Below are 24065 nucleotides of genomic sequence, written 5' to 3'. Positions count from 1 at the left end.
ACGGTGGCTGAACGCGATACCGCCCGCCCACCGGATCGGGGCCGGGGCGTGGGGTGGGGTGGGGTGGGTCCATAGGATGGGAGCGTCCGCCATCCTCCCCGAGTTGTAGTTGGAGTCCTCATGCGCATCGGCCTGATCACTGGTGGCGGAGACTGCGCCGGCCTGAACGCCGCGATCCGTGCGGTGGTCAAACACGGCACCGGTTCAGGGCACTCCATCGTCGGGTTCCGGAACGGGTGGAAGGGCGTGGCCGAAGGCGATGTACTGCATCTGAGCCGGTCCGATGTGCGCAACGTCCTCCCGCTGGGCGGCACCATGTTGGGCACGGCCCGGTTCCACCCGCACCGCGAGGAGGGTGGCGTGGAGGCGGTGCACGCCACCCTGGAGCAGGAGCGGGTGGAGGCGCTGATCTGCATCGGGGGCGATGGCACCCTGCATGCGGCCAGTAAGGTCGCCGAGTCCGGGGTCAAGGTGGTGGGAATTCCCAAGACCATCGACAACGACGTCTGGGGGACCGACAAGGCCATCGGGTTCGACACCGCGGTGCACGTGGCCACCGAGGCGGTCGACAGGCTGCACACCACCGCGGAGTCCCACAACCGGGTGATGGTGGTGGAGGTGATGGGCCGCGATGCCGGCTGGATCGCGGTGCACGCCGGTATCGCCGGTGGTGCCGAGATCATGCTGGCACCCGAGCACCCGTTCGACATCGAGGCCATCGCCCGCGCGCTCCGGCACCGGCACCGCGCGCACGCCTCATTCTCCATCGTCGTGGTGGCCGAGGGCGCGGTCCCGGCACCGGACACCGCCATGACATACACCACCGAACGCGATGAGCTCGGACAGATCGTCGCCGGCGCCACCGCTGAGCGGGTCGCGGGGGAGATCGCCGAGCGCACCGGGTTCGAGACCCGGGTCACGGTGCTCGGTCACATCCAACGCGGCGGCACCCCGCTGCCCAGCGACCGGGTGCTGGCATCCCGGTTCGGCCACGCCGCGGTCGAGGCGCTGAACCACGGACACTCCGAGGTGATGACCGCGGTGCGCGGGGAACAAGTGGAACTGGTGCCGTTGCGCGACATCGCGGGCAAGCTCAAGACCGTGCCGCAGGAACTGCTCAGCGCGGCCCGCGCGCTGGCCTGAGGCCTACCGTGCGGCTCAGAGGGCGCCGGAGGGCACCAGTTCGACGCCCGCGGCGGCCATCCGCTCCCGGGCCTGTTCGCCGAGTTCGGCGCTGACCGGCTCGGTGAGATCGGTCAGGACCCGGGCGCGCAGACCGGACTTGATCGCATCCAGCGCCGTCTCCTTCACGCAGTGGGACTCGGCGAGGCCCACCACGTCGACCGCTGTGATCCCGCCGCGTTGCAGGATCTCCGCCAGGTGCTCACCGTCGGGGTTCGTGCCCTCGAAACCGGAGTAGGCCGCCTCGTACTCCCCCTTCTTCACCGAGTCGTCCGGAGCCAGGTCCACCAGCGCGGGGTGCAGTTCGGCCTCGACGGTGCCGGCGACCCCGTGCGGGGGCCAGGTGTCGATGAAGTCGGGGTTGTCGGAGAAGTGGTCTCCGGGGTCGATGTGCCAGTCCTGGGTCGTCACAACCAGGTCGTACCGGTCCCGGTGCTCGGCGGTGTAGCGCGCGATCTGCTCGGCCACCGCGTTCCCGCCCTCGACGCCCAGGGCGCCGCCCTCGCAGAACGTGGGTTGGACGTCGACCACGAGGAGCGCGCGTTGGGTAGCCATACCCCGACTCTGCCAGGCACCGGGCGTCCCGGCTAGGTCTGGCGTTGATTCGCACCCAACCGGGACCGCTGCCACAGCCATGCCGCCCGATTCTCGGGCGGAGCGGGCTCGCCCACCCCCGGCGACGCCGCTGGATCGCCAGTAGGCTGGACCGTCATGGAGTTCCGTCGTATCCAGGGCCTGCCGCCCTACGTGTTCACCATCATCGACGGGCTGAAGCAGCAGGCGCGTCGAGCCGGTCGGGATGTGGTGGACCTCGGCTTCGGGAACCCGGACCTGCCCTCTCCGCAGATTGCGGTGGACAAACTGGCCGAGGCCGCGCGGAAGACCCGGAACCACCGGTACTCCTCCTCCCGGGGCATCCCGAACCTGCGCCTGGCCGTGGCGCGGTTGTACCAGCGACGTTTCGGCGTCACTCTCGATCCGGACACCCAGGTGCACTCCACCATCGGCGCGAAGGAGGGATTCAGCCATCTGATGTGGGTGCTGCTCGAGCCCGGTGACGCCGCGATCGTGCCCACTCCCTCGTACCCGATCCACATCTGGGGCCCGTACTTCGCCGGTGCCGAGGCCCGCCAGGTGCCGATGGGCGACGGCACCGACGGACCCGGATACATCGACCGGGTGATCGAGGCCTGGGAGATGGGCCGGCCCAAACCGCGGGTGGTGGTGCTCTCCTTCCCGCACAACCCGACCACCTCCGTGGTGGATCTCGCCGATCTGCAACGGCTGGTGGACTGGGCCCGCGAACGCGAGGTAGTCCTCGTGCACGATCTGGCCTACGCGGACATGTGCTTCGACGGGTGGGAGCCGCCCTCCCTGATGCAGTGCGCCGGCGGCGCCGAAGTGGGCGTCGAGTTGTATTCGATGACCAAGTCCTTCTCCATGGCCGGCTGGCGGGTGGCGTTCATGGTCGGGCGCCGGGACGTGATCCACGCCCTCTCCCAGTTGAAGAGCTATCTGGATTACGGCACCTTCCAGCCGATCCAGATCGCCGCCACGGTCACGCTGAACGAGGCCCAGGACTATCCGGCAGAACTGAGCGAGGTGTATGAGTCCCGGCGCAACGCTCTGCACGAGGGACTGAGCCGAATCGGTTGGGAGATCGTCAGACCCCGTGGCACGATGTTCGCCTGGGCCCGGATCCCCCCGGCCTACGCCGACATGGACTCCATCGCCTTCGCAACACATCTGGTGCACGAATGTGACGTCGCGGTCTCACCGGGAGTCGGGTTCGGTGCCGGCGGGGAGGAGTTCGTCCGGTTCGCCCTGATCGAGAACGAACACCGGATCGGCCAAGCGGTCCGGGGCCTGCGCCGCGGGCTGACCCGACTGGAGGCACCGTGACCGATGTTTTCGACCTGGATGACCTGCTGACCCGGTACCAGGTGCCGGACCGGTCCCGGACACATCTGCGGACGAACTTCGTCACCAGCCTGGACGGGGCCGCAACCCACAACGGGCTGACGCAGGGCCTGAACAACGAGGCCGACCACCAGGTGTTCCACACCCTGCGCATGCTGGCCGACGTGGTCCTGGTCGGTGCCGGCACGGTACGCAACGAGGGCTATGAGGAGTTGACCGTCACCGATGCCCGGGCCGACTGGCGCACGGCGCAGGGGTGGCCCCCGCACCCGGTGATGGCCGTGGTCTCCCGCACCCTCGATCTGGATCCGGGCGCCCCGCTGTTCACCCGTGCCCCGGTGCGGCCGATCGTCTTCACCACCACCGAGGCCCCCGAGGGCCCGCGCAGCCGGCTGGGTGAGGTGGCCGACGTCGTCAGTGCCGGAAGCGGGTCGGTCGAGCCCGGGCAGGTGGTCGCCGAACTGACCAGGCGCGGCCTTCCGCAGATCCTCAGCGAGGGCGGGCCGGCCTGGTTCGCCACCATGATCGAGCACGATGCGGTCGATGAGATGTGCCTGACCCTGAGTCCCCTGCTGGAGGGGGGCGATGCCACCCGGATCGTGCGCGACGGTCGCCAGCGCACCAGTGCGATGTCGCTGCTCTCCCTGCTGCGCGCCGAGGACATGCTGATCCTGCGGTACGTGCGCCCGGAACTGGCTCCGGCGGGCTGAGCCACGTCGCCACGCGCAGCCGGGCTGGGACGGCGATCGGCGTCGTCGGGAACGACGGCGACCGGCCGTTAGGATCGGGAGACATGACCCGCATACTCTCCGCGGTGGCCTGGCCCTATGCCAACGGCCCCCGGCACATCGGCCATGTCGCCGGCTTCGGCGTTCCCTCTGACGTGTTCAGCCGGTACATGCGCATGTCCGGCCACGAGGTGCTGATGGTCTCCGGGACCGATGAACACGGGACCCCGATCCTGGTCACCGCCGACGCCCAGGGTGTGAGCCCGCAGGAGTTGGCCGATGAGAACAACGAGATCATCGTCGCCGACCTGGTGAACCTGGGCTTGTCCTATGACCTGTTCACCCGCACCACCACCGCCAATCACATCGAGGTGGTGCAGGAGATGTTCACCACCTGCCACCGCAACGGCTACATGATCGAGCAGACCACCTCCGGTGCGATCAGTCCCTCCACCGGGCGGACCCTGCCGGACCGGTACATCGAGGGCACCTGCCCCATCTGTGCCTACCCGGACGCCCGCGGGGACCAGTGCGACAACTGCGGCAACCAACTCGACCCCACCGACCTGATCGATCCCCGTTCCAAGGTCAACGGCGAGACGCCCGAGTTCATCGAGACCAATCACTTCTTCCTCGATCTGCCCGCCCTGGCCGAGACGATGCAGGAATGGCTGGAGGATCGAGCGGCCTCGGGCACCTGGCGCCCCAACGTCATCAACTTCTCCCTGAATCTGCTCAAGGACATGCGCCCACGGGCGATGAGCCGCGATATCGACTGGGGGATCCCCATCCCGCTGGAGGGATGGCGGGACAACCCGAACAAACGGCTGTACGTCTGGTTCGACGCCGTGATCGGGTACCTCTCCGCCTCGATCGAGTGGGCCCGCCGGATCGGTGAGCCGGAGCGCTGGCGGGACTGGTGGTCCGATCCGGAGGCCCAGTCCTACTACTTCCAGGGCAAGGACAACATCACCTTCCACTCCCAGATCTGGCCGGCCGAGCTACTCGCCTACGCCGGAGCCGGCGACGCCGGAGGGGAGCCGGGAACCTACGGGAAGCTGAACCTGCCCACCCAGGTGGTGGCGTCGGAGTTCATGACGATGGAGGGCCGGGCCTTCTCCACCTCGCGTTCCCACGTGATCTACGTACGCGACGTGCTGGAGCGCTATGGACCGGACCCGCTGCGCTACTTCATCAGCGCCAACGGGCCCGAGACGGCCGATGCCGACTTCTCCTGGGCCGAGTTCGTCCAGCGCAACAACGCGGAACTGGTGGGCGGCTGGGGAAACCTGGTGAACCGCACCGCCACGATGATCCACCGCAACTTCGGGGAGATCCCCCCGGTAGCCGACCTGGAGCCGGTGGACACCGAGGTGCTCTCCCGCGTGCGCGCCGCTTTCGGGACTGTGGGCGACCTGATCGAGCGGCACCGCCAGCGCGCCGCGATCGCTGAGGCGATGGCGGTGGTGGGTGAGGTGAACAAGTACATCTCGGTCACCGAACCGTTCAAACTCAAGGCACCCGAGCAGCGGGACCGGCTGGGCACCGTCCTGCACGTGCTGGCCCAGGCGGTCAGTGACCTGAACCGGATCCTGGCCCCGTTCCTGCCGCACGCCGCCAACCGTGTGCACACCGTGCTCGGCGGGACCGGTGAGTTCATGCCGATGCCGCGCAGTGAGCGCGTGGACGACATGGACGACGCCACCCGCGACTACATGGTGATCACCGGTGAGTACACCCGGACCCCGCCGTGGGCATCGGTGCCGGTGACCCCGGGCACCACGATCGATGCGCCCACACCGGTGTTCACCAAACTGGACACCGAGGTGGTCGAGTCCGAACGAGCGCGGCTCGGGATCCCGGCGTCCTGATGGTCTGCCGAGTGCACCGCTGGGGCCGCCGGCGTCACCGGATGACATGCCTCCAGCACCGCCGGGCTCATCCGGCCCGCCCGATCGCGCGCTTGCCGCATCGCGGGAAGCGCTGATGGCACGGTCGCGCGGGTGGCCACCGGACCCCGAGCCGTTCGACGTCCCGCTGGTGGACAACCACACCCACCTGACTCACGTCGGTGACGTAATGGACGACGGCGTGGGTGACCCGGGCGTGGCAGCGCACCTGCGCCGGGCAGCGGCCGTCGGGGTGGGCCGGGTGCTACAGGTGGGCTGTGACCTGGACAGCGCCCCTGCCAGTGTGGCCATGGCGGCCGAGCACGCGGAGGTGCTGGCCGGTGTGGCGATCCACCCCAACGAGGCACCGCTGCACGACGGGGTGCGGGAGGTGGCACCGGACGGACTGGAGCCGCACGTGCTGGAGCGGCACCGAGTCGGTCTGGACGAGGCCATCGCGCAGATCGCCGGCCTGGCCGGTCACGAACGGGTGCGCACCATCGCCGAGACCGGACTGGACTTCTTCCGTACCGGTGAGCGAGGCCGGGCCGGCCAGCGCCGCTCCTTCCGTGAGCACATCGCCCTGGCCAAGGAGCTGGACCTACCGATGCAGGTGCATGATCGCGAGGCGCACGCGGAGATCCTGGCCGTGCTCGACGCGGACGGGCCACCTCCGGTCACGGTGCTGCACTGCTTCTCCGGTGACGCCGACTTCGCGCGGGAGTGCGCGGAGCGCGGCTTCTTCCTGTCCTTCGCCGGCACGGTGACCTTCAAGAACGCCCACTACCTGCGCGAGGCGGCGCTGGCGGTGCCGGCGAGCCGGTTGCTGGTGGAGAGCGACGCACCGTTCCTGACCCCGCACCCGTGGCGAGGCGCTCCGAACGGCCCGTACCTGGTTCCGCACACGGTGCGGGCCCTGGCGCAGGTGCGCGGTGAGGACCCGGCCGTCCTGGGCGCGGCGATCACCCGCACCAGCGAGGAGATCTACGGGTCCTGGTGAGGTCTCAGCGGCACGGGGACGTAGCGGGACCCGGGATGCCCGCGCGTTGACCCGGACTCTCCGGGTCACCAGCCGGGCAGGAATATCCTCTCCGGGGCTGGCCGAGAAGGTCACAGATCGGTTACGGTCGGGGGTGGCTGTACCCTCCACAGTCGCCACGTAGCCGAAGGACGCCCGTTTCTGTGTCATCCAATTCTGAGTCAACTGCATCCGGGTCCGAGCGCCGCCACCGTGCGGCCGGTTCGACGACCGCTGGGCTACCGAGGTCCCTGAAACGGGCCATCGGTGCCGGTGCCCTGGCAGTGATCATGGCCGGCTCGGTCGGTTTCGCCTCCTTCACCGGGGGTCTCGCGCCGCTGAGCGGGGGATCCACTGATCAGGAGCCCGCAGCCGGACCGGACCTGGACGCCCGCGGCGTCTGGTCCCAGGTCTCCCGCAGTGGCGATGAGCGGACCGACCTGGACTCCCTGGAGGCCGACCCGGTCACCTTCACCGCCACCATCGACGGTGACGAACTGGAGATCACCTCCGGGGCTCCCACCCTTGCCGATGCGTTGATCGATCACGGCATCCTGGTGGGTCTGGATGATGAGGTCTCCGCGCCGATGAACAAGCCGCCAGAGGATGGGGACGAGGTCGAGGTGACCCGCGTCGGCACCGTCTTCGGTGCCGAGACGGAGGAGATCGCCTATGAGACCGAGGAGCGTTACACGAGTTCGCTGACCCGGGGGAACCGCCAGGTCCAGACGGCCGGCGTGAACGGCGAGCGGGTCCGCACCTACGTCGCCACCTACGAGGACGGCGAGGAGGTCTCCCGCACCATCCAGTCCGAGATCCTGGCCAGCGCTCCGGTCACCGAGGTGGTCCTGGTCGGTACTGCCGCACCCCGGCCCGCGCCCACCCCCACTCCCACCAGTTCCGGCTCCTCGAGTTCCTCAAGTTCCGGTTCGTCGAGCTCCGGCTCCTCGAGTTCCTCAAGTTCTGGTTCCTCGAGTTCCTCCGGCTCCAGTTCGTCGGAGCCCTCCTCCTCGGGCTCCTACTCCGGTGACCCCCGGTCGATCGCCCGGCAGATGGTCGCCGACCGCGGCTGGGGCAGTGACCAGTTCAGCTGTCTGGACCGGCTCTGGCAGAAGGAGTCGAACTGGAACCACCGCGCCCAGAACCCTTCCTCGGGCGCCTACGGGATCCCGCAGTCGCTGCCCGGTAGCAAGATGGCCTCGGCCGGTTCGGACTGGCGCACCAACCCCGCCACCCAGATCACCTGGGGCCTGAACTACATCTCCGGCCGGTACGGCAACCCCTGTGCAGCCTGGGCGCACTCCCAGCAGCGGAACTGGTACTGAGGGGCGCCAACCCGTGCCGACCGGCCCTGGGCCGGTCGTGAGTGCGCTCACAGACCCTGGCCCGACGGTCACGATTCGATTACAGTCGCGCGGTGACGTTGCGCCCCGCGCGACGACCGCTCAGCACCAACTCGGCTATCCCTCCCGCCGGTGATCCGGCACGACCCGTAGGACGTTTGTGAGTCTCTTCCGTAAGTCGCGATCCGACAGCCCCGACCAATCGCGGTCCGACGTCGACGTAACCGCCGACGCCCCCGCCGCGAACGACGGGTCCCACCCGCAGCCGGACACCGGTGACCACGCCACGGAGGACGCCGGAGCCGGCGCGGCCGCGCCGCGTCGACGTCGCAGGCTGGTGGCGGCCGGGGCACTGGTCGTGGCCCTGGGCGCAGCGGGCGGACTGACCGCCGCGGCACACAAGACGGTCGAACTGGACGTCGACGGGCAGATCCACGAGGTGTCCACGTTCAGCCGGGACATCGAGGCACTCCTGGTGGCCGAGGGCATCGAACCGGCCGAGCGTGACCTGGTGGTGCCCGCCCCGCAGGAGCGTCTGCGCGACGGAACCCAGGTGGTGGTGCGCAGCGCCCAGCAGATCGAGTTCCAGGTCGAGGGTGAGTTCGAGACCCTGTGGACCACCGCGCTCACCGCGGATGAGGCCCTGGAGCACCTCGCAGCCAGCGGCCGCGAGGTGGCCATGACCGCCTCCCGCTCCTCCGGGCGTGCCGAACTGGCCATGCCGCTGACCCAGGGTGGCCCGGTGCAGATCCACATCGACGGTGCGGAGCGCACCGTCTCACCCAGCGGCACCGCCGATCTGGCCGGTGTGCTGCGCCTTGCCGAGATCGAGATCAACCCGGCCGACCGGGTGAGCCTGAGCATGGGAGACCAGGGCACCCCGGTACTGACCGTGCAGCGGGTTCAGAACGAACGCGTCACCCACACCGAGACCATCGAGCACGAATCGGTCCAGCGCGAGACCGCCGACCTGTACCGCGGCCAATCCCGGGTGGTAGCCGAGGGCGCCGACGGCGAACGCACCTACACCAGTGCCCAGGTCCTGGTGGACGGTGAGGTCGAGTCCACCAAGCACATCGGGGTGGAGGTCACCACCGAACCCCAGGACCGGGTCGTGGAAGTCGGCACCGCCGTACGCCCGGCGCCGCAGCCGGCCCCCACCCGTTCCAGCGACACAAGTTCGTCGGGTTCGTCCGGTTCGTCCGGTTCGGGCTCGTCGGGTTCGTCCAGTTCCTCCGGTTCGTCGGGTTCGTCCGGTTCGGACTCCACCAGCGGCTCCACCGGTGGTGGCTCTGTCTCAGGTGACGTCTGGGCCCGGTTGGCCCAGTGCGAGTCCGGCGGGAACCCGCGTGCGGTCTCCCCCTCGGGCACCTACCACGGGCTCTACCAGTTCTCGGTGGCCACGTGGCAGTCCGTGGGCGGTTCGGGGCTGCCCTCGGAGGCCTCCCCGGCGGAGCAGACCCAGCGCGCTCAGGCGCTGCAGGCCCGCTCCGGTTGGGGCCAGTGGCCGCATTGCTCCTCGGTGCTCGGGCTGCGCTGACGCGAGCCGGTCCCGGGCGGGCGGTCGGTCGGTCCGGTCGCTAGGCTGACCGAGCCTGCACCGCCGACCCGATGGAGTACTCGATGCCCGCACCCATTCCGGATCGTTTCACCGGTTCCACCGTCCTGGTCACCGGCGCCGGGCACGGGATCGGACGTGCCACCGCACAACGATTCCTGGCCGAGGGTGCCCGGGTGGTGCTCGCCGACGTCGACGCCGATGCGGCGGGCGAGGTGGCCGAACAGTACCCGGGCGACCACGCCCTGGCCCTGGCCTGCGACGTCACCAACACCGAGAGTGTGAACGAGGCGGTCACCACCGGCGCCCGATGGGCCGGCGGCTTGGACGTGTTGGCAAACGTGGCCGGGGGAGCCCGGCCGCACCCCCCGATCGAGGAGATGGACGACGACGAGTGGGCGCACGAACTTGATCTGAACCTGACCGGGGTGATGCGCTGTATCCGGGCGGTGGTACCGCACTTGCGGGAGGGTGGCTCGATCGTCTCGGTCAGCTCGATCAACGGCCTCGCCGCCTTCGGCTCTGAGCCGTACTCCTCGGCGAAGGCGGGCCTGACTGCCCTGACCAGGAACCTGGCGATCGATCTGGCCGCGCGGGGGCTACGGATCAACGTGGTGGCTCCGGGCACGGTGCGCACCCGGGTGTGGGACGGTCAGCGCGGTGGTGCGGACCGGAACGCCCCGCTGATCCCGCTGGGCCGCCCCGGTGAACCCGAGGACATCGCCGCGGCGATCGCGTTCCTCGCATCCGCCGACGCCGCGTGGATCACCGGCATCACCCTGCCGGTGGACGGCGGGATGCTGACCGGTCCGCGCCAGATCACCACCACCGCCGCGTGGCGGGACTACCTGGACGCCACCGGCGACGGGTCTGCCCTAGGGTCGTGAGTGTGAGCCCGTCCACAGCCGATGTCCGCCTGCTCACCGGCTCCGACGTGCGCGACCTCGTCCAGCGCCTGGGAGTGCGTCCCACCAAGGCGCTCGGGCAGAACTTCGTCACCGACCCCGGCACCGTGCGCCGGATCGTGCGCGCCGCCGCGGTCACCCCCGGGGAGGTGGTGGTGGAGGTGGGGCCGGGTCTGGGCTCCCTCACGTTGGGACTGTTGGACGCCGGTGCCCGGGTAATCGCGGTGGAGGTCGATCCCGTGCTGGCCGGGGCGCTGCCGGAGACGGTGGCGGTGCAGGCCCCCGGCAGCGGCGCCGACCTGACCGTGCTCACCATGGACGCGCTGGACCCGGCGGAGTTGCCGGCCGATCCGGTGAAACTGGTCTCGAACCTGCCATACAACGTGGCCGTCCCGGTGCTGTTGACCTTCCTGGAGCGTTTCCCCAGCCTGCGCGAGGTCCTGGTGATGGTCCAGTCGGAGGTGGCCGACCGGCTCGCGGCACCGCCCGGATCGCGCACCTACGGGGTGCCCTCGGCCAAGGTGGCCTGGTACGCCTCGGCCGGCAGAGCCGGATCGATCGGGCGCTCGGTGTTCTGGCCGGCGCCCAATGTGGACTCGGCCCTGGTGCGCCTGGTCCGGCGGGATCCGCCGCCCACCACCGCCACCCGGGAGCAGGTGTTCGAGGTGATCGATGCCGCGTTCGCCCAGCGTCGCAAGATGCTGCGCTCGGCGCTGGCCCCCTGGGCCGGGACGACGGCGCGGGCCGAGCAGGTGCTGCGTCGCGCCGGGATCGAGCCCACCCTGCGTGGGGAGCGGGTGGACATCACGGGCTTCGCCGCCATCGCGGCAGCCGGAGCCGGGTTGGGCAGCACCGGCGAGCGCGCCGCCCAGGGCGCGGAGGAGTCCCGGTGAGCGCGGCCACCATGCCCCGGCCGGATGCGGTGCATGTGCGCGCACCCGGCAAGATCAACCTGCGTCTGCGAGTGGGTCCGGTCCGCCGGGACGGCTACCACCCGTTGGCCACGGTGTTCCAAGCAGTCAGCCTGTTCGAGGACGTGCACGCCCGGGTCGCCGATGACATCTCCGTCAGCGTCAGCGGCCGGCACGCCGAGCGGGTGCCCACCGATGAGCGGAACCTGGCCCATTGCGCGGCCACCCTGCTGGCCGATGCCACCGGCACCAGCGCGGGGGTGCACCTGCACATCACCAAGGAGGTTCCGGTGGCCGGCGGCATGGGGGGTGGCTCCGCCGACGCCGCCGCCACGCTGCTGGCGTGCGATCAGCTGTGGGGCACCGGCCTGGACCGGGAGGAACTGGGCCACCTGGCCGCCGAACTCGGCGCGGACGTGCCGTTCGCGCTGACCGGGCAGACCGCGCTGGGCGTGGGCAGGGGAGACATGCTCACGCCGGCGTTGGCGCGTGGGCGATACCACTGGGTGCTGGCGGTCAGCGAGACCGGGCTGCCCACCCCCGAGGTCTTCGCTTCCCTGGACGCCTCCGGAACGATCCCGCCCAACCGACGGGTGAGCGTGCCGCCGTCGATGATGAAGGCGTTGCTGACCGGGGAACCCAGCCGACTCACCAGTCACCTGGTCAACGACCTGGCCGAACCGGCGGTGCACCTGCGCCCACACCTGACGCAGGTGCTGGCCGCGTTCGAGGGTACCGATGCCCTGGCCACAATCGTCTCCGGGTCCGGTCCCACCATCGCCGCGCTCGCGGCCGATCACACCGCGGCGGTGGCGATCGCCGAGCAGGTGCGCCGGTCCCGGGTGGCCGATGAGGTGCTTGTGGTGCACGGGCCGGTGCCGGGTGCTCGGCTCACCGAACAGGTCCGTACCGATCGCTGAACCCGGCCACGAGGAACCGGGCGGGACTGCCGTCGGACTTGATCTGTATCAAGGAGATGGAGTCCCAACGTGGGTAGTTTGAGTATCACCAGCCCGGGCGAGGTGTCCGGAACGGACCCAGACAACCACGAAAGGAGCGCCACGATGAGCGCCACCACCAGTAACACGACCACCACGATCCTGCGGGCCGAAGGCTTCTCCTGCCCCTCGTGCGTGGCCAAGATCGAAAAGCGCGTCGGCAAGGTCAAGGGTGTGGACTCGGTGAAGGTCCACTTCGCCTCTGCCCGCGTCGAGGTCGTGCACGACCCCGAGGTCGCCACCACCGACGATCTGGTCGCCGCTATCGCCAAGGCCGGTTACACCGCGCGCCCATCCGCCTTCTGAACCGAGCCGAGGAGAATCACACGATGTCGAGGCAGTACGTCTTCACCACCTACGGCGGACCCGACGGCGAGAAACTCACCGAACGGCCGGTGCCCGAGCCGGGTACCGGCCAGGTGACCGTGCAGGTCAAGGCAGCGGGGGTGAACCCCGTGGACTGGAAGATCCGCCAGGGCCTGCTGGGCACCCGCGAGCCGGTTCCGGTGCCGATGGGCCGGGAAGTCGCCGGGGTGGTCACCGCCGTGGGCGCGGACGTGGCGGACCTGACGGCCGGGGACGAGGTGCTCGGGCTGGTCGCTCACGGCGAGGGCGGATTCGCCGACCACACCCTCCTGGACGCCGCCGACCTGGTGGCCAAGCCGGAGGACATCTCCTTCGCCACCGCCGCCCTGATCCCGGTGGCCGGAACGACTGCCTACGACCTCACCCACCAGATCGAACTGGAGGAGGGGCAGAGCCTGGTGATCCTGGGCGCCGGCGGCGGGGTCGGGCACCTGGCCGCCCAGATCGGTCGGGTGCACCAGTTCCGCGTGATCGGTGTGGCCTCCGAGGGTAAGCGGGAACTCGTGGAGTCCACCGGCGCGGTGTTCGTGGCAGCCGGTGCGGGGGCGGCCGACGCGGTGCGCGACCTGCTGCCCGAGGGCGCGGACCTGCTGGTGGACCTGGTCGGGGGGCAGGCCCTGCGTGACCTCGCCGCGGTGGCCAAGTCACCGGGCCTGATCGTCTCCGCGGCCGACGGGGACACCGCGGTTGCGCTCGGTGGGTCGGGGCGGGAGGCCGACCCCGAGTCCCTCTCCAAGATCACCGATGTGATCGGCTATCAGGTGATCACGCCTCAGGTCAGTCACACCTTCGGCCTGGACCAGGCCCGCGAGGCGCTGGCCCTGGTCGAGTCCGGCCACGCCACCGGCAAGGTGATCATCGCGCCCTGACCGGCGCCGCTGGTCGCCCCGGCTAGTCGGCGCCGCCGGCGAGCAACTCGCGCACCCGCGGGATCACCTCGGTGCCGTACAGTCGGATCGCCTCCATCGTGTGGACGTGCGGCATCGGCCCGTTGCTGTACTTGAGATCGAACCGGGACAGTCCGAGTTGACGCACGGTGCGGGCGATCTTGGCAGCCACCGTCTCCGGTGATCCGGCGAACACCGCTCCGGAGGCCACCTCGGCCTCGAAGTCGGAGCGGGTGGTCGGTGGCCAGCCACGCTCCCCGCCGATCCGGTCCCGGTTGGCCTTGAAGTGGGGGAACATCAACTCGCGCGCCTCATCGTCGGTGGCGGCCACGAATCCCGGGGCGTGCACCCCCACCGGGAGTTCCTGCAGACCGAACTCGCCCAGGGCGCGCCGGTACAAGTCGGCGAAGGGCGCGAACCGGGCCGGGTCGCCTCCGATGATCGCCAGCATCATCGGGATGTTGTAGCGCGCCGCCCGCAGCACCGACTCCGGGGACCCACCCACCCCGATCCAGGTGCGCAGCGTCCCGGCCTCGGTCTTGGGGTACACCTGGGCGCCCTGCAGCGGACCCCGAACCGTTCCCTCCCAGGTGACCGGGCCCTCCGAGCGCAGGTCGGCGAACAGGTCGAGCTTCTCGCTGAACAACTTCTCGTAGTCGGTCAGGTCCAGGCCGAACAGCGGGAAGGACTCGGTGAACGATCCCCGCCCCAGCGTGACCTCGGCACGCCCGGATGAGATGCCGTCCAGGGTGGCCATCTTCTCGTACACCCGCACCGGGTCGTCCGAGCTCAGCACGGTGACGGCAGTGCCCAGCAGGATCTGCTCGGTCCTACTGGCGATGGCCCCTAGCACGATCTCCGGGGCGGAGATGGCGAAGTCGTCGCGGTGGTGCTCGCCCAGGCCGATCGCGTCCACCCCGACCTCGTCGGCCAGCACGCCCTGCTCGACTACCTCGCGCAGCACCTGGGCCTGGGTGCGCGGGGCGCCGGAGGTGTCGACGGTGACGTCCCCGAAGGTGTCGAGGCCCAACTCGACCTGGGAGGGGGCAAGGACCGGCTGCAGCGGAGGCGTCGACTCACTCATCCGGACACGATACGCCCGGGCGCAGGCTCAGGCGACGGCGGCCAGGTCCATCAGGGCGTCGATGTCGTGGATGATCAGCCCGCGGGCACCCTGGGTGTGGGCGATCCCGGACTGTTGCAGCTTGCGTAGTTGGCGGCTGAGCGACTCGGGCGTGGTGTCGAGCAGCGAGGCGATGTCCTTCTTCGCCAGCGGCAACTCCACCACCACCCCGTCCTCGGTGGTGGTGCCGTGCAGGGAGAGCACGTACTCGGCCAGTCGCGAGGTCACATCACCGGAGATCACCGAGGCCAGCCGGGTCTCGGTCTGGGCCAGGCGCCTGCTGACCTCCTGCAGCATCCGCATCCCGATCGAGGGGTGAGCGGCCACCAGGCGGCCGAGGTCGGCATGGCGGAACACGCACATGCTGCTCGGTTCCAGCGCGGTGGTGAAGTGATCGGGTCGAGCACCGGTCAGGAACGCCGACTCACCGACGAACTCACCCGGCCCCAGCACTCGCAGGATCTGCTCGCGCCCCTCGGCATCGACCCGGGAGACCTTCACCGCGCCGGTGTGCACCACCATCAACTGGGAGGTGTCCGACCCGGCGGCGTACACCTGCTCGCCGGCATCCACGCTCGTGGGAGTGGCGACGTCGGCGACCTTGACCTGATCGTCGAAACTCAGGCCATGAAACAGGGGCACCTGCACCACACACAGGTTCTCCCGGCCCTCCGGGACATGGGTGTCGACCACGCTGCACCTCCTGATGGGAGTCTAGGACAGGCAACGGCTGCCGCCCGGGGGTGCTCGACCGGCACGGGGACGGGCATCATCCTCCTCGACGTCCCGGGTGAGCCGGTGCACGCCACGTCGGGCTCGGCCGAGGTGGGGAGGGAGAGGGCTACCGGGTGGACTCGTGGATGATCGCCTACCAGGGGGACCCTGCGGTTGCCGTCCTGGTCCATGGGGGCGGCCACGGTGCGGGTGCGGCCGGTGAGACCGTCGAGCGTTTCCTCCGGAACGTCAGCCGGTGACGACATCCGACAACTCCAGCCACCGTTCCTCCAGCTGCGCAACTTCGGCCTCCAGCTCACGCAGCTTGTCGGTGTGCTGTTGCAGACCCTCGTAGTCGCTCTGGTCGTGGTCAGCCAGGCGCTGATGCACCGCCTCGATGCTGCCCGCCATCTTCACCAGTCGACGTTCGATCGCGCTGAACTCCTTCTGGGCCGCTCGACGCTCTGCGCCGGACAACGCCGACGCGTCCTCAGAGTCCGACGTCGTCCTCGCCAGGTCGGGCCGGTCGGCCTGCGTCGTCACCTGCGCCTGCCGCAGCCGCAGGTACTCATCGACCCCACCGGGCACGTGCCGCAGCCGGCCGTCAAGGATCGCGTACTGCTGGTCGGTCACCCGTTCCAACAGGTACCGGTCGTGGGAGACGACGATGAGCGTTCCCGGCCAGGAGTCCAACAGGTCCTCCATCGCGGTGAGCATCTGGGAGTCCACATCGTTCGTCGGTTCATCCAGAGCGATGACGTTGGGTTCACTGAGCAGCAACAGCAGCAGTTGCAGGCGACGTTTCTGACCTCCGGAGAGGTCCTCGACGCGGGCGGAGAGGTGTTCGCGGGCGAAGCCGAGGCGTTCGAGCAACTGCGCCGGGGTGTGGTCCTTGCCGTCGATCGTGAACGTGGTCTTGGTCCGGGCCAGCACCTCGCGTACCCGGTCCCCTCCGATCTCGGCGAGCTGGGAGAACTGCTGGTCCAGCACACCGATCCGCACCGTCTTGCCGTGCTTGACCCGCCCGGTCGTCGGCTGCAGCGTTCCACAGATCAATCCCAACAGGGTCGACTTGCCCGCCCCGTTCGCGCCGAGGATGCCGGTGCGCTCACCGGGTGCGAGTCTCCAGGTGATGTCCCGCAGCACCTGGTGGTCACCGAAGCTCACCGAGACGTCCTCGATGTCCACCACGTCCTTGCCCAACCTGGCCACGGCGAGTCGTTGCAGTTCGATCGGGTTGCGCGCCGGTGGGACGTCCTCGATGAGCTGGTTCGCGGCGTCGATGCGGAACTTCGGCTTGGACGTGCGGGCCGGCGCTCCGCGGCGCAGCCAGGCCAGTTCCTTGCGCATAAGGTTCTGCCGCTTCGCCTCGCTCGCCGCGGCCATCCGGTCGCGCTCGACCCGTTGCAGCACGTAGGAGGCATACCCGCCATCGAACGGCTCCACGATCCCGTCGTGGACCTCCCACGTCTGGGTGCACACCTCATCGAGGAACCAGCGGTCGTGGGTGATCACCAGCAGACCGCCGGCGCTCTTCGCCCATCGCCGCTTGAGGTGCTCGGCCAGCCAGGCGACGCCCTCGACGTCCATGTGGTTCGTCGGCTCGTCGAGGGCGAGCAGGTCCCAGTCGCTCACCAACAGAGCAGCCAGGGCGACCCGGCGCCGTTGCCCACCACTCAGGTCGGCGATCTTCGTCTCCCACGGGATATCGGAGGCCAGGCCGCCGATCACGTCGCGGGCGCGGGCGTCGCGCGCCCACTCGTGCTCGGGCCCGTCGCCCACGATCGAGCGGCCGACCGTCTCTTCCGGATCGAGGTCGTCACGCTGGTCCAGCACCCCGAACCGCACCCCGCCGCGACGCGTCACCCGCCCCGCGTTCGGCTCGATCTGTCCGGACAACATCCCCAGCAGGCTCGACTTGCCGTCACCGTTACGCCCGACGATCCCGATCCGATCGCCTTCCTCCAGCCCGAGCGTCACGGACTCGAAGACCACGCGCGTCGGGTACTCCAGACGCAGGCCCTCGGCTCCAAGCAGATGGGCAGCCATCAGACCACCACCGCGGCGGATTGCTCATCCGGGACGTAGTGAGTTGCCCGCACGGCGGTGGATCCGATGCCGTTCATGACCAGCCCGAGCAGACGACTCATGCGCCGGGGCTCTCGAACTGCACGAGCAGGTGCCGCAGGAGGTCGGCCAGGTGGGTCTGCTCGGTCGCCGGCAGCGCCTTCAGCGCGTCCGCCTCGATGCGCAGCAGGTCGCTCATCGCCGCATCCACCGTGGCCATGCCCTCCTCGGTCAACCGCACCTGCACCACCCGGCGGTCGGCGGGGTGGGCGGTGCGCACCACCAGGCCGTGCACCACGAGCCGGTCGATCCGGTTGGTCATGGTGCCGGAGGAGACCATGGTCTGGTTCATCAGCACGCCCGGGGTGAGCTGGTAGGGCTCCCCGGCCCGGCGCAGTGCGGTGAGGACGTCGAACTCCCAGACCTCCAGATGGTGCTGGGCGAACGCGGCGCGGCGGGCACGGTCCAAGTGCCGGGCCAGGCGGGTGATCCGGGAGAACACGGACAGCGGCAGTGTGGGTAGATCGGGGCGCTCCCGATGCCAGGCGGTGACGATCCGATCCACCTCGTCCTGTGATGTGCCCATGCCCCGAGATTACTCGACATCGAGATATCGCACGTGTGGCGGTCCGGCGCCGGGCGTCAGTGGAGTGGTCGGCCCGATGAGGAACGCTCAACTTCGCAGGGCCTCGCGCAGTTTCATCCGGCCCCCGGTGGTGAGCACGGCGCGGGAGTAGATCCGCCCGCCGAGCCAGATCAGCACCGGGATGAGCACCAGGGCCCCCACCACCGCTACGATCAGGTCGGTGGCGGGCACCTCGGTGAAGGCCTGCCGCGGCGGCATCATGAACGGGGCGAAGAAGGGGATCTGGGACAACACCCGCACCAGCAGGGAGTCGGGGTTGGACGGCACCAGCCAGATGCCCAGGTAGAACGGGGCCATCATCAGGATGAACAACGGTGTGGTGACCGATCCGATGTCCTCCTGACGCGAGACCAGCGCCGCGACCCCGCCCACCAGCACCGCGTAGAGACCGAACCCGAGCACGAACCACACCAGCAGCCAACCCAGGGAGGCAGCGATATTGACCTGCACCCCGTCCAGCAGGCCCGTGGCGAGGGCCGCGAGGGTCCCGGCGGTGGCGAACAGCGAGACCTGGACCACCCCGACCACGCCGATACCGAGCACCTTGCCGGCCATCAGCACCCCGGGCCGGATCGTGGCCAACAGGATCTCCACCACCCGGCTGACCTTCTCCTCCACCACCCCCATGGCGATCATCTGGGTGGTCTGCAACAGCGCGAACAGCAGCAGCGAGACCATCACGAACGCCACGACGATCCTGATCGGGTCCAGATCGGCGCCGGTCTCGATCACCTGCAGGGAGGGAACGGCCCCGGCCAGTTCGGACTGAGCCTGCGCCGGGTCCCCGCCCAGGGAGGTGACCAGTTCGGTCAGCGCGTACTGCTGCGTCGCATTGGTGATCGCCGACATCAACTGCACGTCCGGGATGCCGTCCACCGTCACCACCGGTCCCGCCGGTGGCCCGGACAGGTGAGCCGCCAGGTCTCCGTCCAGGACCTGCTGCTCCGCGGCGTCGGCCTCGACCGCGACGACCTCGAGGTTCATCCCCGCCTGGCCCGCGGTCTGCTCCAGCACCGGGGTGAGGGAGGCGGTCTCCTGCGCCACACCCACCCGGGTGGCGGAGCTGTCCCGACCGGCCAGCAACAACGACAGCGCCAGCACACCGCCCACGATCAGCACCACCACCACCACCGTGGCGATGATCGTGGCCTTGGACAACAGCCTGGTGCGGATCTCCCGCCCTGCTACCAGCGCGATCGCGGCGAAGGTACTCATGCGGCGCTCCCGGTGCCGCCGTCGTCGGCGTGGCTCTCCGTGGTGACCACGTTCCGGAACAGGTCCACCAGGGTCGGACGGATCAGCGCGAACTCCCGCACACCGCCGTGCGCCAGGGCGGCGTGCAGCAGCGGTTGCTCGGCGTCGGTGCCGGGCTGCAGCAGTTCGACCACGGTCTCCGCGCCGTCCTGACTGAGCACGCGGGTGCCCGGGACCGCATCCGCCCAGCCCGCTGGTGCGTTGCTGACCACCCGCCAGCGCTGGGTGGGCGTGGTGCGCAACTCCTCGATCGTGCCCACCGCGGCCATCCGCCCGTTGCTGATCACACCGACGCGATCACACAGGCGCTCCACCAGGTCCAGTTGGTGGGAGGAGAACACCACCGGCACCCCCTCGGCGGCCCGTTCGCGTAGCACCTGACTCATCACGTCCACGGCCACGGGGTCCAGCCCGGAGAAGGGTTCGTCGAGTACCAGCACCTTGGGGTTGTGCACCAGTGCCGCAGCCAACTGGACCCGCTGCTGATTGCCCAGGGAGAGTTTCTGGACCTCGTCCCCGCGCCGGGAATCGATCGCCAGTACCTGCGTCCAGCGCTCCATCGCCGCCGTGGCCTCCGGCTTCGACATCCCGTGCAACCTTGCCAGGTAGACGAGTTGGGAGCCCACCTTCATCTTCGGGTACAAGCCGCGCTCCTCGGGCATGTAGCCCACCTGGCGTCGGGCCCGCAGGTCCAGTTCGGCGCCGCTCCAGCGCACCTGGCCAGAGTCGGCCGCGAGTACCCCGAGCACGATGCGCATCGCCGTGGTCTTCCCGGCGCCGTTGGAACCGACGAAACCGAAGATCTCTCCGGCCCCGACGGCGAAACTCAGGTCCGTCAGGGCTCGCAGGGAACCGTAGGACTTGTTCAGGTGATCCAGTTCCAGATGGCTCACCCGCGCGCGCTCCCCTCTGGGGCGGCCGGGGGAGTGGCCGCCGGGCCGTGTGTGCCCCGGGCCCAGCGCTGTGCGCTGACCCGCAGCGCCGCCGGCGTCAGGGTGGGATCACGCTCCAGGCCGCGCAATCCGTTCCAAGCCAAGTTCACCAGATGCGCGGCCACCTGTTGCTTGTCCGGGCTGCGCGTCTCCAGCCACCACTGCCCGGTGAGGGCGATCATGCCCACCAGCATCTGGGCGTAGATGGGGGAGGTCTCGGCCGGCAGGCCCTGGCGTTCGAACGTGGAGGCCAGGATGTGCTCGACCTGGCTGGCCACGTCCCCGATCAGGGAGGAGAACGTCCCGGTCGCCTGGGCCACGGGGGAATCGCGCACCAGGATCCGGAACCCGTCGGTGTGGGTCTCGATGTAATCCAGCAACGTCAGAGCGGTGGCCTGGACCGTCACCTTCGGGTGGCCGCCGCGTTCCAGCGCGCCGGTCAACGCGGCCAGCAGGGTTTGCACCTCACGGTCCACGATGACGGCGTAGACGCCCTCCTTGCCGCCGAAGTGCTCGTACACCACGGGTTTGGACACCTGGGCCCGGGCGGCGATCTCCTCTACCGAGGTCGAGTCGAACCCCTTCTCGGCGAACAGCGAACGCGCCACATCCAGGAGTTGCTCACGGCGTTCGCGTGCACTCATGCGAGCCCGCGGAGGGCGTCTGCTCGACTCGGTCACGGAATCATCCTGCCTGACGTCGGTTCCGCTGCGAGACACTACAGTAGGCTCCGACGCTGGTGCAGACGTTCCCGGGCCCTGAGCCCGGAATCCTCGCAGCATTCCGCCCTGGTGTAATTGGCAGCACGCCGGCCTTTGGTGCCGTGTGGTCCGGGTTCGAGTCCTGGGGGCGGAGCCCTTGCCGCCGTACCCAAGCGAGCAGCGTCTTGATCGACGCTCGAAGTCAGCATTAGTCGGCGGAAAGTACCGCAAAGTCGACTGATGCCGGCCTCGGCGGCATGACGTGGATGGCTGGCGGCGCCACACCAGCAGAGCAGTACAGTGGAGCGCGTGAGCCGACCCGCCCCTGCTGCTGTTGTCATTCTTGCTGCCGGCCAAGGCACCCGCATGCGGTCGGCCAGGGCCAAGGTGCTGCACCCGATCGGGGGAGTGTCCCTGCTCGGCCACGTGCTGGCCACCGCCCGCGCAGTCGAGCCCGAGCACTTGGTCACCGTGGTCCGCCACCAGCGCGAACAGGTGGCCGAGCACATCGAGGCCCTGGATCCCGACGTGCTGATCGCCGACCAGGACGAGATCCCCGGCACCGGCCGTGCCGTGCAGTGCGGCCTGGACGCGCTCGACCTGGCCGCCCAGGGCAGGGCCATGGCCACCAGCGACCAGCGCGAGAAACTCCCCAGGGCGGATGAGATCGCCATCGATGGCACCGTCGTCGTCCTCCTCGGCGACGTCCCGCTGCTGCAGCCGCAGACCGTGCAGGAGGTGCTGGACACCCACCACGAGCAGGACAACGCGGTGACGGTGCTGACCACGCACCTGCCCGACGCGAGCGGGTACGGGCGGATCGTGCGCGATCAGGACGGGGCGGTCAGCGGCATCGTCGAGCACGGTGACGCCACCCCCGAGCAGCGCGCCATCACCGAGATCAACTCCGGGGTGTTCGCCTTCGACGCCGCCGTGCTGCGCGACGGTCTGGGTCAGGTCGATGCGGGCAACAACCAGGGTGAGGTCTACCTGACCGATGTGCTGGCCCACGCCCACCGCGCCGGAAACCGCGTGGGCGCGGTGGTGGTGGCCGACTCGCTGCAGGTCGAGGGCGTCAACGACCGGGTGCAACTGGCCACCCTGGGTGCCGAACTCAACGCCCGCACTCTGCGGCACTGGATGCGCGCCGGGGTCAGCGTCGTGGATCCGACAAGCACCTGGGTGGACGTGGGGGTGGAACTGGAACCCGACGTGACGCTGCTACCCGGCACCCAGTTGCACGGTCAGACCCACGTGCTGACCGGGGCCACCATCGGACCTGACACCACCCTGACCGACGTTCAGGTCGGCCCGGGGGCCACCGTCATCCGTAGCCACGGCGTACAGGCCCAGATCGATGCCGGCGCCACCGTGGGTCCCTTCGCGTACCTGCGCCCGGGCACCGTGCTGGGCGAGCGGGGCAAGATCGGAACGTTCGTGGAGACAAAGAACGCCCAGATCGGGGCGGGTTCGAAGGTGCCGCACCTGTCCTACATCGGCGACGCCACGATCGGACGCGAGAGCAACATCGGCGCCGCCTCGGTGACGGTGAACTACGACGGCGTGACGAAACGGCGGACCACGATCGGAGACCATGCCCGCACTGGTGCGGACAACATGTTCGTGGCTCCGGTGACGGTGGGCGATGGCGCCTATACCGGCGCCGGTACCGTGCTGCGCCGCGACGTGCCACCCGGTGCGCTGGGCATCTCCGGGGGGCAGCAGCGAAACATCGAGAAATGGGTGTTGAGCAGACGGGCGGGAACCCCGGCCGCCCAGGCGGCCCAGGCCGCACTGGAGGCCGATGAGGGCGACGGGGCCTCCGCGGAGCTGTCGCCCCAGGCGCAGGCCGAGCGGAGCCGGGCCGGCACGACGAACAACGCGGCGGATCAGGACACAGGAGCGAACCGGCACGGATCGGCACACCTGGATGAGGAGCGATGACCGGGATCACGAGTTATGGCGAGAAGCGGCTGGTGCTGGTCTCGGGCAGGGCGCATCCCTCGCTGGCGGCCGATGTGGCCGACGAACTGGGAATCGAGATGGTGCCCACCACCGCCTATGACTTCGCCAACGGGGAGATCTACGTCCGGTTCGCCGAGAGCGTGCGCGGTGCCGACGTGTTCGTGCTGCAGTCCCACACCGCCCCGATCAACCAGTGGATCATGGAGCACCTGCTGATGGTCGATGCCCTCAAACGGGCCTCGGCCAAGCAGATCACCGCGGTGGTGCCCTTCTACGGGTATGGCCGCCAGGACAAGAAGCATCGCGGTCGCGAGCCGATCTCGGCCCGGCTGGTCACCGACCTGTTCGCCACCGCGGGCGCGGACCGGCTGATGAGCGTGGACCTGCACGCCGCTCAAACCCAGGGCTTCTTCGACGGGCCCGTGGACCACCTGTGGGCGATGCCGATCCTGACCGAGCACGTTCGCACCCGGGTGGACACCTCCAACGTCACCGTCGTCTCACCCGACGCCGGGCGGATCCGCGTCGCCGAGCACTGGGCCGCCAAACTTGGTGGCGGGCCGCTGGCGTTCGTCCACAAGACCCGCGATGTGGGCCGGCCCAACCAGGCCGTGGCCAACCGCGTGGTCGGTGAGGTGGAGGGTCGCGACTGCGTGCTGGTCGATGACCTGATCGACACCGGCGGCACCATCGCCGAGGCGGTCAAGGTGCTCGAGGGCGCCGGCGCGGCCTCGGTGATCGTGGCCGCCACCCACGGGGTGCTCTCCGACCCGGCCGCCCAACGGCTCTCGGAGTGCGGAGCCCGGGAGGTGGTCGTCACCGACACCCTGCCCATCACGGCCGAGCAGCGCTTCGACACCCTCACCGTGCTGTCCATAGCCCCGCTGATCGCACGCGCCATCCGGGAGGTCTTCGACGACGGGTCGGTTACCTCCCTGTTCGACGGCAACGCCTGACC

Annotated in this window: 22 protein-coding genes and 1 tRNA gene; 15 read left to right on the top strand and 8 right to left on the bottom strand. The window is 69.6% G+C overall.

Features of this window, described 5'->3' with window-relative positions:
• Positions 1-120: 120 nt before the first annotated feature.
• A complete protein-coding gene (locus ACPL7H_RS07415; protein ID WP_424788929.1) occupies positions 121-1143 on the top strand; it encodes a 6-phosphofructokinase in 1023 nt (340 codons plus the stop codon).
• 15 nt (positions 1144-1158) lie between these two features.
• Here the strand turns inward: ACPL7H_RS07415 and ACPL7H_RS07410 are convergent, their stop codons facing one another.
• Positions 1159-1737, bottom strand: a complete 579-nt coding sequence (locus ACPL7H_RS07410) for an isochorismatase family protein (RefSeq protein WP_424796371.1) — start codon at positions 1735-1737, stop codon at positions 1159-1161.
• A 156-nt stretch (positions 1738-1893) separates the two neighbouring features.
• Between ACPL7H_RS07410 and ACPL7H_RS07405 the strand changes: the two genes are divergently transcribed.
• From ACPL7H_RS07405 to ACPL7H_RS07355, 11 genes are all read left to right on the top strand, one after another.
• Positions 1894-3084: an aminotransferase class I/II-fold pyridoxal phosphate-dependent enzyme gene (locus ACPL7H_RS07405; protein ID WP_424796370.1), complete on the top strand. Its 1191-nt coding sequence runs from the start codon at positions 1894-1896 to the stop codon at positions 3082-3084.
• Positions 3081-3812, top strand: a complete 732-nt coding sequence (locus ACPL7H_RS07400; protein ID WP_424796369.1) for a pyrimidine reductase family protein — start codon at positions 3081-3083, stop codon at positions 3810-3812. Before ACPL7H_RS07405 ends, ACPL7H_RS07400 begins: the two co-directional genes overlap by 4 nt.
• A gap of 83 nt (positions 3813-3895) precedes the next feature.
• Positions 3896-5701, top strand: a complete 1806-nt coding sequence (gene metG / locus ACPL7H_RS07395) for a methionine--tRNA ligase (protein WP_424796368.1) — start codon at positions 3896-3898, stop codon at positions 5699-5701.
• A 115-nt stretch (positions 5702-5816) separates the two neighbouring features.
• Positions 5817-6719, top strand: a complete 903-nt coding sequence (locus ACPL7H_RS07390) for a TatD family hydrolase (RefSeq protein WP_424796367.1) — start codon at positions 5817-5819, stop codon at positions 6717-6719.
• A 182-nt stretch (positions 6720-6901) separates the two neighbouring features.
• Positions 6902-8062, top strand: a complete 1161-nt coding sequence (locus tag ACPL7H_RS07385; protein ID WP_424796366.1) for a G5 domain-containing protein — start codon at positions 6902-6904, stop codon at positions 8060-8062.
• Between the two features lie 178 nt (positions 8063-8240).
• Positions 8241-9620 carry a transglycosylase family protein gene (locus ACPL7H_RS07380; RefSeq protein WP_424796365.1) on the top strand — a complete coding sequence of 460 codons (1380 nt, stop codon included), beginning with the start codon at positions 8241-8243 and terminating at the stop codon, positions 9618-9620.
• Positions 9621-9703: 83 nt separating this feature from the next.
• Entirely contained in the window at positions 9704-10525 is an 822-nt protein-coding gene (locus ACPL7H_RS07375; RefSeq protein ID WP_424796364.1) for an SDR family NAD(P)-dependent oxidoreductase, read from the top strand.
• A 2-nt stretch (positions 10526-10527) separates the two neighbouring features.
• Positions 10528-11436 carry a 16S rRNA (adenine(1518)-N(6)/adenine(1519)-N(6))-dimethyltransferase RsmA gene (gene rsmA / locus ACPL7H_RS07370; RefSeq protein WP_424796363.1) on the top strand — a complete coding sequence of 303 codons (909 nt, stop codon included), beginning with the start codon at positions 10528-10530 and terminating at the stop codon, positions 11434-11436.
• Positions 11433-12374, top strand: coding sequence for a 4-(cytidine 5'-diphospho)-2-C-methyl-D-erythritol kinase (locus tag ACPL7H_RS07365; RefSeq protein ID WP_424796362.1), 942 nt, complete (start codon positions 11433-11435; stop codon positions 12372-12374). Before rsmA ends, ACPL7H_RS07365 begins: the two co-directional genes overlap by 4 nt.
• Before the next feature lie 144 nt (positions 12375-12518).
• Positions 12519-12758, top strand: a complete 240-nt coding sequence (locus tag ACPL7H_RS07360) for a heavy-metal-associated domain-containing protein (RefSeq protein ID WP_424788917.1) — start codon at positions 12519-12521, stop codon at positions 12756-12758.
• A gap of 23 nt (positions 12759-12781) precedes the next feature.
• Positions 12782-13687, top strand: coding sequence for an NADP-dependent oxidoreductase (locus tag ACPL7H_RS07355; RefSeq protein WP_424796361.1), 906 nt, complete (start codon positions 12782-12784; stop codon positions 13685-13687).
• Between the two features lie 22 nt (positions 13688-13709).
• On the opposite strand, the gene ACPL7H_RS07350 is transcribed toward ACPL7H_RS07355, so the two are convergent.
• The 7 genes from ACPL7H_RS07350 to ACPL7H_RS07320 all read right to left on the bottom strand — a co-directional run bounded on the left by ACPL7H_RS07350 (position 13710) and on the right by ACPL7H_RS07320 (position 21085).
• A complete protein-coding gene (locus ACPL7H_RS07350; protein ID WP_424796360.1) occupies positions 13710-14789 on the bottom strand; it encodes an LLM class flavin-dependent oxidoreductase in 1080 nt (359 codons plus the stop codon).
• Positions 14790-14816: 27 nt separating this feature from the next.
• Positions 14817-15521: a Crp/Fnr family transcriptional regulator gene (locus ACPL7H_RS07345; protein WP_424796359.1), complete on the bottom strand. Its 705-nt coding sequence runs from the start codon at positions 15519-15521 to the stop codon at positions 14817-14819.
• Between the two features lie 270 nt (positions 15522-15791).
• Positions 15792-17591, bottom strand: a complete 1800-nt coding sequence (locus ACPL7H_RS07340; protein ID WP_424796358.1) for an ABC-F family ATP-binding cassette domain-containing protein — start codon at positions 17589-17591, stop codon at positions 15792-15794.
• Positions 17592-17688: 97 nt separating this feature from the next.
• Positions 17689-18195 (bottom strand): MarR family winged helix-turn-helix transcriptional regulator, encoded by a 507-nt coding sequence (locus ACPL7H_RS07335; RefSeq protein ID WP_424796357.1) that lies wholly within the window; start codon positions 18193-18195, stop codon positions 17689-17691.
• 87 nt (positions 18196-18282) lie between these two features.
• On the bottom strand, positions 18283-19470 hold the full coding sequence (locus tag ACPL7H_RS07330; RefSeq protein WP_424796356.1) for an ABC transporter permease: 1188 nt from the start codon (positions 19468-19470) through the stop codon (positions 18283-18285).
• Entirely contained in the window at positions 19467-20402 is a 936-nt protein-coding gene (locus tag ACPL7H_RS07325; RefSeq protein ID WP_424796355.1) for an ABC transporter ATP-binding protein, read from the bottom strand. Before ACPL7H_RS07325 ends, ACPL7H_RS07330 begins: the two co-directional genes overlap by 4 nt.
• Positions 20399-21085, bottom strand: coding sequence for a TetR family transcriptional regulator (locus tag ACPL7H_RS07320; protein WP_424788030.1), 687 nt, complete (start codon positions 21083-21085; stop codon positions 20399-20401). The genes ACPL7H_RS07325 and ACPL7H_RS07320 overlap by 4 nt, the downstream gene beginning before the upstream one ends.
• Before the next feature lie 138 nt (positions 21086-21223).
• On the opposite strand from ACPL7H_RS07320, the gene ACPL7H_RS07315 reads away from it, so the two are divergent.
• From ACPL7H_RS07315 to ACPL7H_RS07305, 3 genes are all read left to right on the top strand, one after another.
• A tRNA-Gln gene (locus ACPL7H_RS07315) sits at positions 21224-21296 on the top strand.
• Between the two features lie 155 nt (positions 21297-21451).
• Positions 21452-23086 (top strand): bifunctional UDP-N-acetylglucosamine diphosphorylase/glucosamine-1-phosphate N-acetyltransferase GlmU, encoded by a 1635-nt coding sequence (gene glmU / locus ACPL7H_RS07310; protein ID WP_424796354.1) that lies wholly within the window; start codon positions 21452-21454, stop codon positions 23084-23086.
• Complete coding sequence (locus ACPL7H_RS07305; protein WP_424788032.1) at positions 23083-24063, top strand: ribose-phosphate diphosphokinase; 981 nt, start codon at positions 23083-23085, stop codon at positions 24061-24063. Before glmU ends, ACPL7H_RS07305 begins: the two co-directional genes overlap by 4 nt.
• Positions 24064-24065: the final 2 nt, after the last annotated feature.

It is taken from the genome of Pseudactinotalea sp. Z1732, from assembly GCF_049724975.1.
Classification (GTDB): domain Bacteria; phylum Actinomycetota; class Actinomycetes; order Actinomycetales; family Beutenbergiaceae; genus CALKWS01.
This window is presented reverse-complemented; position numbering and strand designations above follow the sequence as displayed.